Origin of the sequence: Faecalibacterium faecis (assembly GCF_040096475.1) — a bacterium.
GTDB lineage: Bacteria > Bacillota > Clostridia > Oscillospirales > Ruminococcaceae > Faecalibacterium > Faecalibacterium taiwanense.
On sequence record NZ_JBBMEP010000036.1, the window covers coordinates 1 to 12,671 of the forward strand.

Annotated in this window: 11 protein-coding genes and 1 pseudogene; 8 read left to right on the top strand and 4 right to left on the bottom strand. The window is 51.9% G+C overall.

Annotation, left to right across the window (positions count from 1 at the left end):
• From WMO17_RS12740 to WMO17_RS12750, 3 genes and pseudogenes are all read right to left on the bottom strand, one after another.
• On the bottom strand, nucleotides 1–581 hold a 581-nt coding region (locus WMO17_RS12740), incomplete at its 3' end, for a ParB N-terminal domain-containing protein (protein WP_494337418.1).
• A gap of 12 nt (nucleotides 582–593) precedes the next feature.
• Nucleotides 594–2,130, bottom strand: a pseudogene (locus WMO17_RS12745) (relaxase/mobilization nuclease domain-containing protein).
• Nucleotides 2,102–2,536, bottom strand: coding sequence for a plasmid mobilization protein (locus WMO17_RS12750; RefSeq protein ID WP_349138282.1), 435 nt, complete (start codon nucleotides 2,534–2,536; stop codon nucleotides 2,102–2,104). Before WMO17_RS12750 ends, WMO17_RS12745 begins: the two are co-directional and overlap by 29 nt.
• A gap of 1,059 nt (nucleotides 2,537–3,595) precedes the next feature.
• On the opposite strand from WMO17_RS12750, the gene WMO17_RS12755 reads away from it, so the two are divergent.
• The 5 genes from WMO17_RS12755 (at nucleotide 3,596) to WMO17_RS12775 (ending at nucleotide 9,197) form a co-directional block, all read left to right on the top strand.
• Nucleotides 3,596–4,564 (top strand): tripartite tricarboxylate transporter substrate-binding protein, encoded by a 969-nt coding sequence (locus WMO17_RS12755; protein ID WP_005941123.1) that lies wholly within the window; start codon nucleotides 3,596–3,598, stop codon nucleotides 4,562–4,564.
• A 91-nt stretch (nucleotides 4,565–4,655) separates the two neighbouring features.
• Nucleotides 4,656–5,171, top strand: a complete 516-nt coding sequence (locus WMO17_RS12760) for a tripartite tricarboxylate transporter TctB family protein (RefSeq protein ID WP_179859583.1) — start codon at nucleotides 4,656–4,658, stop codon at nucleotides 5,169–5,171.
• Nucleotides 5,172–5,182: 11 nt separating this feature from the next.
• Nucleotides 5,183–6,691, top strand: a complete 1,509-nt coding sequence (locus tag WMO17_RS12765) for a tripartite tricarboxylate transporter permease (protein ID WP_223450514.1) — start codon at nucleotides 5,183–5,185, stop codon at nucleotides 6,689–6,691.
• Nucleotides 6,692–6,706: 15 nt separating this feature from the next.
• Complete coding sequence (locus tag WMO17_RS12770; RefSeq protein WP_097776425.1) at nucleotides 6,707–8,062, top strand: sulfatase family protein; 1,356 nt, start codon at nucleotides 6,707–6,709, stop codon at nucleotides 8,060–8,062.
• Nucleotides 8,063–8,078: 16 nt separating this feature from the next.
• Nucleotides 8,079–9,197 (top strand): GntR family transcriptional regulator, encoded by a 1,119-nt coding sequence (locus tag WMO17_RS12775; protein WP_158395646.1) that lies wholly within the window; start codon nucleotides 8,079–8,081, stop codon nucleotides 9,195–9,197.
• A gap of 41 nt (nucleotides 9,198–9,238) precedes the next feature.
• Here WMO17_RS12775 and WMO17_RS12780 read toward each other — a convergent pair whose 3' ends face one another.
• The gene (locus WMO17_RS12780) at nucleotides 9,239–10,348 is read right to left on the bottom strand and encodes an anaerobic sulfatase maturase (RefSeq protein WP_015536708.1); all 1,110 of its coding nucleotides are present in this window, start codon (nucleotides 10,346–10,348) and stop codon (nucleotides 9,239–9,241) included.
• Nucleotides 10,349–10,495: 147 nt separating this feature from the next.
• Between WMO17_RS12780 and WMO17_RS12785 the strand changes: the two genes are divergently transcribed.
• The 3 genes from WMO17_RS12785 to WMO17_RS12795 all read left to right on the top strand — a co-directional run.
• Nucleotides 10,496–11,083, top strand: coding sequence for a chromate transporter (locus WMO17_RS12785; protein WP_005941143.1), 588 nt, complete (start codon nucleotides 10,496–10,498; stop codon nucleotides 11,081–11,083).
• Nucleotides 11,080–11,643 carry a chromate transporter gene (locus tag WMO17_RS12790; protein ID WP_015536709.1) on the top strand — a complete coding sequence of 188 codons (564 nt, stop codon included), beginning with the start codon at nucleotides 11,080–11,082 and terminating at the stop codon, nucleotides 11,641–11,643. The genes WMO17_RS12785 and WMO17_RS12790 overlap by 4 nt, the downstream gene beginning before the upstream one ends.
• 144 nt (nucleotides 11,644–11,787) lie before the next feature.
• The coding region (locus WMO17_RS12795; protein WP_349138285.1) for a recombinase family protein at nucleotides 11,788–12,671 on the top strand (884 nt) is incomplete at its 3' end.

Below are 12,671 nucleotides of genomic sequence, written 5' to 3' on the forward strand. Positions count from 1 at the left end.
ACAAGCTTGGACATTTCTTCGTTGGTGAACTTCACTTCGCCGGAAAAGACTTTCTGCTTGATGCCGGGAGAGAGATTATCTGCGATGTCGATGCCTCGTGTATAGTGGCTGGCACGAAGAACGGAGGCACGGCTGACACCGTTTTCCTCTGCGATCCGGTCGCAGGTTTTCTTCCCGGAGTGGTGGTTATCACCGTGATCACCACCACTTTTCTTTGCTAAAGTGTACTGATTGCCCCGAAAGATTTTTGCAGCTTTCTTCTCGGCTTCGTACTGCTTCCCAAGCAGATAGCGTTTCTGTTCAGGACTCAGGTTTCGCCGTCCCAACTGATTCCGGCAGATCCACGCAACGGCTTCTTCGCGGTTCTCAAATCGGAGCGGCATGGTAGAGAAATAAATCTCCGGGTGTTTCTGGAGGATGGCATAACGATTGTGTCCGTCAACAAGGGTGTTGTTCCAAACGATCAAAGGAGAGAGCAGCTTGCCCTCTTTCAGGATATTTTCTTCAAGCTGCTTAAATTCATCATCGGTCAGAGGAGGGATCTGGGACTGGAACTCCGGGTCGATTTTCAAGTTGATCATTCGCACACTCCTTTATCTCTCCTGCTGCGCCGGTTCTTCCTCCCGGAAAAAGGACGCAACATTCTGCTTTGCGGTTTTCAGTTTGAGCAGTTCCTCTTTAGCTTCCTTGTACTGCTCGTAGAACTTTGCCTTTTCGGATGCCAGCTGCGCATACTCGGCTTCCAGCTTTTTCGGGCTGGGCAGCTTGGTGATGTCGTTTGCCTTGAAATAGGCTGCTGCCGCCCGGTACGCTGTCAGCTCTGCACGGTGCTGCTCCTCAAAGGCTGCGGGTCGTTTGGCAGTCTTTAACTGCTGTGCGACATTCTTGGTGCTGGTGTAGGCTGCGATGTGATAGCGCAGCTCATTGTTGGCTTTCATGCGACCTTCGAGGTCTTTCACCACCGCCAGCGAGTCGTGATACTTGGTTTCCAGTTCGGCGATGCGCTGGTTCAGGGCGTCCTCGTCGGTCAAGCCCTTTTCTTGCAAAAGCTTCACGGTCTGTGCCATAACTTTGAGATTGTGTTTCGTGAGCCAACGCTTATAGCCAATGCCTTTGCCCTCGGTCATCCTCGACTGGATGTCGATCAGTTTCCCGATGGTATCCTGTTTGAACTGCACCTTAGGTTTGCGTTCGGCGTTTGCCTGCAATGTGGCAAGCACTGCCTCCTTATCGAACTTGTCCCCGAGATGTTTCGCTCGGATAAACTTCGTTCTGCCAGCGGGCAGATAGCTCAGACACCCACGGCTTTCCTTGACGGTGATGCTATACTGCTGCATAAGTCTATCGGAAAACTCTTCAAAACTCGTTGTGCAGTACAGCACCGAAGAAATCTGTTTCCGCAGGGTATCTTTTACGGTTTCAAACTTCTTCTGCCGGGGCTGCTGTCCAGCTGCGGTGAGGCCTGCGTTTTCACGGTCAAGTTTCAACTGGCCGCGCCTGCGCGCCCAATACTCAGCTTCGCTCACACGCTCTTTCGAGCCGTTGAGCAAATCAATCTGGTACAGTCCAGCACTCTCGCACAATTCCATGACCTCAACACGCAAGTGCCGCATGGTCTGGGCAGTGCTGGAGTGTTTCATGCCCTCTAGCCAGTCGCGGGGCTTCTGCATATAAGGCTTGCGCTCCACCTCTCGTGTTCGGATGCTGCCGATCACGATGTGGACATGGATGTTTCCCGAATGGTTGTGCCCATCGGGGTGAGTGCAGACGATGGCGGGATGACCGGGGAAGTTTTCTTCGCAGAATTTCAGGCCAAGAGCCTGTGCCGTTTCCATGGTCAAGCCATTGTCGGCTGCATCTCTGGGGGTCAAAGCTGATGATATATTGATGGCTCTTAATATCATCACGTTGGGTGTTCTTGCCATACTTGCGGTTTGCCAGCAGGCAGGCCGTTGCAAACGAGAAATCGCCGCACTCAAGGGTGTCGAGCAGGTAGGATTCCCGCAGCATGGGTCGGCCTTGTTCGTCCAGAATTACCTTGCCGGAAAATTCATCGTGCTGGTAAACGAGGTACGCTTCGATGGCGGTGTAGTCCGAGTTCTTAGAGCTGATATGCTTGAGCGTTGCCATACAGTTCACCCAGAACTTTCTCGGTGCTGAGCCGGAATGCAGTCAGGTCTGCAAGTTCGTCAAGGAGTTTCGCCCGGATCTGCTCGGTGTCTGCACCGCCGGAATTGAAGTGCCTTGCAAGCTGGTTGAGGTTGCTGCCCACCTTGCTGCACTGGGCAAGCAGGGTGGAAACAGCGGTCAGGGTTTCTTCTCCGCCGCCGGCAACGATGACTGTTTTCTTGATCTTGACGTTGTGGATGGCACGGCGGATAAAAGTGGAGAGGGAGAGATTCAGGAGTTTGCAAGTGAGTTCCAGTGACGCTTTTTCCTCCGCTGTCACACGGAACTTGATGACGTGCGTTTTGTTGTTCGGCGTGTCGTGGTGCTGGGAATTGCTAGGAATCGGTTGAACATTCGTTTTGGTCATTGTACCTCCTGTCTGTTCGATAACTCCTCGGTGAAGTTATGTAAAGCACGACACGCCGTTGCTGTTCGCACCATCAGGTGCGAACCATGAGCAGGGTTTGGGGCAGGCACGCCCCAACAAGATCACTTCGGAAATGCAGGTGCATTGCAGAAGTGAAGTCCCGATGGAGCACAACATTTTCAAGAATTGAAAATTTGTGGCCACGGGACGGTTCTTGCCCTCTACCGCTGCGCTCAAAACGCATAGACCGCGTTTGCGAAGCGCAGCGCAGCAATGAAAGCCCCAGTGGGGCTTTTAAGCGGCAGAACGGTCTGCGATAGCAGATGGAGGGGCCTCGCCCCGACAAGTTCAACAAATGTTTCCGAATTGTTAAGACGCAAAAATAAGTAGAGAGTTCCGCTGCTCATGTAATGGGGTCACCGTTTGCTCCGAACGAAGTTCCTGCCCCTGTTTGTGCAGCGGCGTTGACGGAAAGTCAGTATCACGTTCGGTCGGCTTATGAAATTTTCAAGGTACGTTTCCCATAAAGAAAAATACCGCCCACGCAGCGCAGCGATGGATTTTGTCGGGTGAATCGGCGGCAAAATAGATCGGGTGTGTTGCGGGGCGGTAAATTCTTTCGTGGACTTTCCCTCACTGAAGTGGTGGGTCTCACGGTGATAACCAACCACTTTTGCAGAAGATTTGCAATCAATCTACAAGTTCAGTGGGATTTGTGATAGAGAATATCATGGTTCGTAGGGTACGTCAAGATGATTCCGAAGAAATTATTTATGAATGGAGACAATAGTAAGACTTCTATTATGAATATGATACACTTTACATCATGAAAGAATTTAAGCTGCACAAAGATGATTCAAGCGGATGTGCAATATGCACAATAAGTTTTCTACAGCAAAATACAGATGTGGTCATTTAGCTCTTTTACCAGACAACTTTTTTTGCAAAATAAAAAAATTTGTTGACTTAAAATTGCTTGAAATGTTATCTTGTTGGTAACAAAAGCACGGTGAAGTGCTTGCTACCACACGAAAAGGCAAAACAAAAAAGGAGAGTAAAATGATGAAAAAGCGTATTGCGGCGTTGGTCACCGCCGGTGTCCTTGCTTTGTCGATGCTTACCGGCTGCGGAAGCAAACAGGAGAGCTGGAAAGTTACCTGCCCGTGGGCACCGTCTGGTGTAGCAGCGATGGTCAGCCAAAAGGCTGCTGCCAAGTCCCCTGATTATTCTGATAATAAAATCACACTGGTTGCTGAAGCCGTCAAGGGCGATGCTGCTACTGTCAACACTTGGGTGTCCAGTACTAAGGCAAATGATAAGGAACTGGTCTTCGCCGGTGAGGGTCTGTTCGCCATTACCGAGACTCTGGATCCGGCCAAGCTGCAGTTCAGCTACGACGATTTCGAGTTCGTGGAGAACTTGTACTCCTCCGTCTTCGTCCTGTCCGCTGATTCTTCACTGAACCTCAAGAATCTGGACGATCTGGAGGCCTATGTCAAGGCAGGCAACCCCGTATCCGTAGCCGTTAACGGCGCTACCGGCTCCGAGGCTTTCCTGGCAGCGGCTCTGTTCGGCTCTATGGGTGCCGGCGACCAGCTGAAACTGACTCCGTACCAGTCCGCTGCGGAGGCTGCACAGGCTGTAGCTAAGGGTGAAACGAACTTCGCGGTCTCTCACCAGTCTCAGATTCTTGAGACCTACCAGCAGGGCGGCGTTGATGTGGTTTGCGCATTCGATGACAAGGCTATCGAAAACGGCCCCTTCGCAGGCGTTGAGGGCGTTGGCTCCAAGGGCTACCCCTACTTCCGCAACCGCTGCTTCGTCATGGCTCGCAAAGGTACTGACGCCGCAAAGGTTGCCGAGCTGAAAGAGCTGTATGATAAGATCCTCGCCGATGATGAGATGGTCGAGTGGCTGAACGACACTATGCTGCTGGAAGTCGATACCATGACCGAGGACGATGTGAAAGCTCACATTGAGAACGTCAAGAGCATCGTCGAGCAGTATAAGGACATCGTGGCAGGCTGATAAAAAGTCCTCATAGCGACAAAAAGCTGAAGCAGGGGGAAGGGGATGACCCCGTCCCCCTGCTTTTATATTTAAAAAGGAGTGGAAACAGGTGAAAAATCTGATAGAACGCATCGAAGCAAGACTGGATGACTGGGGCGCGAAGCTCGAGAAGAAGAACATCGAGTACCCTGTTGATTTGATCTGCGGCATTCTGTTTCTGGTCATTGGCATCGTGCTGCTGCTCATCATGCCGCAGCAGGTGCAGATCTCGGAAAAAGACGTTGTGAATGGCCGCGCTTTCCCGACGATGCTGATTTGGCTCATGCTGGCCATGAGCGCCCTTCTGGTGGGCCGCGAGGCATACAACATGGTGATGCACCGCCCGACCAAAACTAAAACGCTGAATCTTTTGGTGGAAACAAAAGCACTCGTCATCGTCCTCATTCTGGTGGTCACTTATCTGCTGGCAGAGGTCACGGATCTGTTTGTTGTGGGCGCTGTATTCTGCGCACTGGCATTTCTGGTCTTTTTCCGCTGCAAGAAACCCCTTTACTATGCCATCACAGTTTCAATGGCTGTGTTGATTTGGGTCGTATTCCACTTTGTGCTGAATGTTAGTTTCTGAGGAGGCAGAATATGGGTTTGTTTGACTTTATCGGCCCGGCCTCCGGGCTGCTTTTCACCCTCGAAAATATCATCTGGATAAACCTCGGCGTCTTTATTGGCTGCGTGTTCGCGGCCATCCCGGGATTAAGTGTTATCCTCTGCATCATCCTATTCCTGCCTGTCACTTATACCATGCGTGCGATTCCCGGCATGATGTTCCTGTTGGGCATTTACTGCGCAGGTGGCTATGGTGGCTCGGTATCGGCTATCCTTATCAACACGCCGGGTACGCCCCACGCGGCGGCTACTATGCTGGACGGCTATCCGCTGTCCAAAATGGGCCGCACTAAGGCGGCGTTGAAAATTGCACTTTATGCATCTACCTTTGGCGGTATCTTCTCTGCGTTGGTGCTGCTCTTCCTCGGCCCTCAGGTCGCAAAAATTTCGGCACAGCTCGGCACGGCGGAGTACTTTATGGTCTGCCTGTTCGGCATGACGATTATTGCAGGCGTTTCTGGTAAGAGCCTTGTCAAGGGCATCATCGCCGCCTGCCTTGGTTTGCTTATTTCCTGTGTGGGCGCAGACCCCATGACCAGCTATGACCGCTTTACATTTGGTATTCCCCGTCTGTATCTGGGTCTTGACCTTGCCGTTACCCTCATCGGTTTGTTCGCACTGGTGGAAATCATTGGCAAGGCAGAGCTGAAGCGGAATGAGTTGAACCTTCACGCCGGAAAAATCGGCAATGATGACGGCAAAATCACAAAAGATGAATACAAGCGGATGTTCCGACCAGTGCTGATGGGTTCTATCATCGGTTCCTGTGTTGGTATCGTACCTGGCACGGGTGCGTCGGAGGCCTCGTGGTTCTCCTACAACACTGCGAAGAACCTGTCCAAGCATCCCGAGGAATTCGGCCACGGTTCTGTGGAGGGCGTTGCGGCTGCTGAGTCTGCCAACAATGCCGTCTGTGGCGCGACCCTGATTCCCTTGCTGACGCTGGGCATCCCCGGCGACGGCTGCGTGGCCATCATGTTGTCGGCCCTGATGATAAATGGCCTGAACCCCGGTCTCTCGCTGTTCACCACCGACGGCGCTATCATGTATGCCATCATGCTGGGCCTTATCCTCGTGAACATCTTCATGTTCCTGCAGGGCAAATACCTGACTAGCCTGTTTGCAAAGGTCGTCTCCATCCCTCAGCAGATCTTGACCCCCATCATCGTGATTTTCTGTTTCGCCGGTGCTTACTCGGTGAACAGCAGCTATTTTGATTTGAGCGTTGCGCTGGTGTTCGGCGTGATGGCGTGGTTCATGCGCAAGCTGGAGCTGCCCGCTGTCCCTGTGCTGCTGGGCATGGTGCTGGGCAATATGACCGAGACGAACTTCCGCCGCGCCCTGCTCATCTCGGACGGCAGCCCCAACATCTTCTTTGGCAGCGTGTTCTGCTGGATCTTCATTGCGCTGATCGTGGTGGTTATCATCGGCATCCTGCGCGGCAAGATGAAGGAAACGAAGAACGCGAAAGTGGAACAGTAAAAGGAGGTAAAGACCGTGGCATATAACATTATTTTCTACTTCAGTGACCAGCAGCGCTGGGATACCTGCGGCTGCTTCGGCCAGCCGCTCAACGTCACACCCAATCTGGACAAGCTGGCAGAGGAGGGCGTAAAATTTGACAATGCTTTCTCTCCCCAGCCGGTGTGCGGCCCTTGCCGCGCCCTGTTCCAGACCGGAAAATACCCCACGGAGACAGGCTGTTTCCGCAATAACCTGATGCTGCCCTCGAATATCAAGACTCTGGGCGAGTATATGGAAAAAGATGCCGGCTACGAAACTGCCTATGTCGGCAAGTGGCATCTGGCCTCGGATGGCGAGCTGGAAAAGAAGCCGACCATTGACCATACCATTACAGCCGTTCCGTTGGAGTTGCGCGGCGGCTACACCGGCTACTGGCGTGCAGCCGATGTGCTGGAATTTACCTCCCACGGCTACGACGGCTATGTGTTCGACGAGAACAACAACCGCATCGATTTTAAGGGCTACCGTGCTGACTGCATCAACCAGTTCGCGCTGGACTACCTCGACCAGTACACCGGCGAAAAGCCCTTCTTCATGACCGTATCCCAAATTGAGCCGCACCATCAGAATGACCACAACCACTACGAAGGCCCCAACGGCTCGAAGCAGCGATTTGCGGATTTTGTCCTCCCCGAAGACTTGAAGGCTCTGGGCGGCAATGCAGCAGAAGAGTATCCGGATTATCTGGGACAGTGCGCAAGCCTCGACGAGAACCTCGGCAAGCTGGTGGAAAAACTGAAAGAAAAGGGTCTGTATGAGAATACTGTTATCCTTTACGCTTCCGACCATGGCTCTCATTTCAAGACCCGCAACCGCGACGCCCATCTGAACGGATACGATGACTATAAGCGCTCGTGCCACGACGGCTGCCTGCATGTGCCGCTGGTCATCTGCGGCGGCCCGTTCAAGGGCGGCAAGGAAGTCACCGAGCTGGTCAGCACCGAGAGCATCCCCAAGACTCTGTTGGCTTTGGCAGGCGTGGATGTCGGCGACAAGATGATCGGCGAAAATCTGCTTGACGTTGTGGAAAAGAAAAATCATAATAGAGCTAATGAGGTCTACGCCCAAATCTCGGAGAGCCGCTGCGGCCGCTGCATCCGCACGGCAGATTATATGTACTCTGTCTATGCCCCCGGTGTCAATGGCGGCGAGGCTGCGGCATCTGATGTGTATGCGGACGACTTCCTCTATGATATGCAGAAAGACCCGTGGCAGCTGAACAATGTTGTCGCAGATCCTGCATACGCCGACGTCAAAGCGGAGCTTCGTGAGCGCTTGCTGAACTGGATACAGCACGCAGAAGGCACCCGCCCCACCATCACCGACTGAAAAGGAGCGTTTGCCCATGCTCTCGGCTGCTGAGAAAAAATCTGCTCAGGTATATCGTTGGCTTCTGGCTTATATCGACGAAAACAAGTTTTCTGGAAATCAACGACTGCCCTCGGAAAATGCACTCTGCCGAAAGCTGGGCGTCAGCCGGGAAACGATTCGAGTTGCCATTGACCGATTGGTGAATGAAGGAATCGTGTACAAAGTCAAAGGGAGCGGCACCTATTTCCACCGGGAAAAGGTGATGACGCGCGATTTGAACACCGAGGATGCACTTTATAAGATCGGCCTTGTTTTGCAAGGTCAGGATACGAGTGCAAATTCGGGATTAATCGAAGGGGTTCGCAGTGTCCTGACGCAGGAGCAGGTTGACCTCCATGTATTTCTGACCGATAACAAATTCTGCAACGAACGCCGCTGTCTGGAGACTGTGGTACATCAGAATTTTCACGGTTTCATCGTGGATGGTGTCAAATCGAGCATCCTCAGCCCAAATCTTGACTGCTACAAGGAGCTTTACCGACGTAAGATCCCGGTGATATTCTACAACAACTTCTATCGGAACTTGCGCTGCCCCCGCGTAACGATCAATGATATCGAATGTGCCCATCAGCTGATAGAACGCCTGATGGATGCCGGACACAGCCACATTGCAGGCATCTTCGTGTACGACAACTACCAGAGCGTAGAAAAGTTTCAAGGCATGGCGGAAGCGATGCGAAATCGTGGTTTGGAACTGAACGATGATTACATCAAGTGGTGTATTTCGGACGAAGCCCACAACGAAAGCTATGTCCGTTCCATTGAAAGATTTCTGAAGAGCATCCCTAAATGCACCGCTATCGTCTGCTGCAACTACATCATCTATCGGCTGGTCATGAAAACCCTGCAGAAAATGGGGAAGACTGTACCCGAAGATTATTCGCTGGTCTGTTTTGATTATTCCGAAGAAACTTATCGGCAGGAGGATGTTACCTGCTCCGTGGAGCAAGGCTTCGAGATGGGACGTCAGCTTGCGCTGCGGCTTATGGAGATGATTTCCACCGGCGAATGCGATGACCGGAACTACACTTATGTCATGAAGCCCATCCTCTACGATGGCCATTCCATCCGGAAGATCAAAAAGGTAAAATAAAGATTCTCCCGGAGGCAGTACTGCTCTCCGGGAGAATCTCTTTATCGGTTTTGTTGTGCCAGAAAATGTGCAGCAGTATGCAGGCGCGGAAGCACATAGGCAAAGAACTGCTTATACGCTGCGCAAAAGCGGTTGCTTCCAGAGGCATCCCAATCTCGCTTGCATCCGCCCCGGCAGAGCAGCTGATAAGCACATGCTGCGCATTCCGCCGGGCGTTTGCGGCCCTGTGCCAGAAATGTCTGGCTTGTGGGAGAATCAAGCGCATCTTCAACGGTACAGTGGCTCAGATTTCCCAGCTTCCACTCATCCAGAACATAAAAGTCACAGGGATAAAGGCTTCCGTCACCTTCTACGGTAAGATAATGTCCACAGGAACCGGAGGAAGCGCAGGAGGTAGGCGGCATTCCCAGCAGGATACGCAGATAGTCCTCAAAATTGCGAACGCTGATATAATTGCCTCGTTGCAGCTGCTGATACCAAGTATCAAAGACGCCGCACAGAAAACGACCATAAAGTTCCGGCGTTAGAGAATATGCCTGCCCTCCAATCGTATCAAGTGGGTCAAGACATGGGATGAATTGCAGATTGTGCTGTCCCAACTCGCAGAGGCTTTTGAAGGCTCGCTGCGGCTTTCTGGCCAGCTGTCCGGTCACAACACAGAGCAGATTCGTTTCGACCCTGTAGGCATCCAGCAGCGCAAGCGCATGAGTTACTTTATCCCATGTGCCCTGCCCAGCTGCGTCCAGCCGATAGAGATCATGGTTCTCCTGTGTGCCGTCCAGAGAGAGGCCTACGAGGAAAGAGTTGGCTTTGAAAAAGGAAGCCCACTCTTCATCCAGACAAATGCCATTGGTCTGGATGCTGTGGAACACAGAGATATTGCGCTGCATGGAACGCTCCGTTTCCAGAAAGAACCGGAAGAAATCCAACCCGGCAAGAGTCGGTTCGCCGCCCTGAAACAGAAAATGGACGCTGCCGCCTTCCTCTGTGGCTGCAAAAGCCTTTTCAACCAGTTCTCCTGCCATTTCATGGGAAAGCAGTCCCATATTTTTGCAGGCTCGGCTGTTGGAAACATCGTCATAAAAGCAGTACCGGCAACGCAGATTGCACAGGCTGGACGCTGGCTTGACGAGAAATGTATTATGTTTCATAGAGATTCCCTCCGTGCTTCGCAGTTCTTAAAACAAGGATACCGGAAAATACGGGCTTTCGCAAGCAGTAACAGTTAAAAGCTGTTTGAAATAGTAAGAAAACGAATATAGTTGTCCGAAAATCAAAAAAAGGAGAAGAAAACTTGTATGGATGAAAATAAAACATACGGTACACGGTTAGCACGGCTTTGGAAGCTGTTTTTGAGTACGCTGTACATTAGCAGCTTTACCTTCGGCGGCGGCTTTGTCATCGTGACCTTTATGAAGAAAAAATTTGTAGATGAGCTGCACTGGATCGATGAACAGGAAATGCTGGATATGACAGCGTTGGCGCAGTCCTCTCCGGGCGCAATCGCGGTCAATGCTGCAATTCTGGTAGGCTGGCAGGTAGAAGGCTTGATTGGAATGATCGTGGCAGTGTTGGGCACCATCATCCCACCTATGGTCATTCTTTCAGTCATTTCTGTGTTCTACAATGCTTTTGCCACCAATCGCTATATCGCGTTGTTACTCAAGGGAATGCAGGCTGGTGTGGCGGCGGTCATTCTGGATGTTGTATTCGACCTCGGCGGCAAGGTGCTGAAGACCCGCTCATGGGTGTATATTGCCCTGATGGTCGCAGCGTTTGTCGCAAATACGGTGTTTGATGTCAATGTGGTGGTGGTCATCCTTGCCGCTGCAGTATTCGGCGTGGTGCTGGCTCTGGTCCAGTGGAAAAAAGGTGGTGCAAAATGATCTACTTACAGCTTTTTCTCAGCTTTTTGCAGGTGGGTATGTTCAGCGTAGGCGGCGGCTATGCGGCCATGCCGCTGATCCAGAGCCAAGTGGTGGAACAACATGGCTGGCTGACGATGCAGGAGTTTACTGACCTCATCACGATTGCAGAAATGACCCCTGGTCCCATTGCGGTCAACTCGGCAACTTTTGTTGGTTTGCGTATCGCGCAGGTACCCGGAGCCATCATTGCAACACTAGGTTGCATTACACCGGCGCTGTTCTTTGTTTCACTTCTATCCTACATCTATCGTAAATACAAGGATATTTCTCTGCTGCAAAGTGTTCTGGCCTGCCTGCGTCCGGTCATTGTAGCGCTTATCTTTGGTGCAGGTCTTTCTATACTGTCTATGGTGGTGTTCGGAGAGAGTGCAAAGACGCTCGCCAACGTAGACTGGATCGGCATCGGCAGTTTTGCATCGGCATTTTTTGTCCTACGGAAGCTCAAGTGGAATCCCATCCTGACCATGTGCCTGTGCGGCGTGGCCGGGCTTGGACTTCACATTTTGCTCGGAATATAATCTTAAGACAATTTGTCTGTTGGAATCATGAAAATAAATCATTGGGCTTGCAATCAGGGCAGAACTGTGGTATATACATTATACGAAACATTGCTTAAGATGAACGTTCCACCGTTCAATGATGTGTAAAGTGAGGTGCCTGCCATGACCGCCGTGATCTATGCCCGCTATTCCTCGGACAACCAGCGCGAAGAATCCATCGAAGGCCAGATCCGGGAATGCACGGCTTATGCCGAGAAAAACGGCATCACCATCGTCAAGCACTATATTGACCGTGCTATCTCCGCCAAGACGGACAACCGCCCGGAGTTCCAGCAGATGATTAAGGACAGCGACAAGAAGCTGTTTGACATTGTGCTGGTCTGGAAGCTGGACCGTTTTGCTCGGAACCGCTACGACAGTGCCCGGTATAAGACCCAACTGAAGAAGAACGGCGTCAAGCTCATGTCTGCCACCGAGATCATCTCCGAGGGGCCGGAGGGCATTATTCTGGAATCTGTGCTGGAAGGTTATGCCGAGTATTATTCCGCTGACCTTGCCGAGAAGGTCGTGCGTGGACAGACCGAGAACATCCTGAAAGGCCGCTGCAACGGTGGCCGTGGAACCTTTGGGTACACGCTGGATTCCGAGCGGAAGTTCCACATCGACCCTCTCACCTCGCCTTTTGTGCTTGAATCGTTCAAGAAGTACAATGAAGGCTCCACAATGAAGGAGATTCGGGACTGGCTGAACGAAAACGGCATCAAGAACCCGGTGGGCGGTGCATTTACTTATAACAGCGTTGAACATATGCTCAAGAACCGGCGGTACATCGGAGAACTGAAATTCCGGGATGTGGTCGTGCCGGATGCTATCCCGCCCATCATTCCACTGGAACTGTTTGAGGATGTGCAGAAGAAAATCGCCAAAAACAAAAAAGCCCCTGCCCGTAGAAAGGCAGAGGATGACTATCTGCTCACCACCAAGCTGTTCTGCGGCTACTGTGGGGCGTTGATGTTTGGCGAAAGCGGCACAAGCCGGACGGGTGA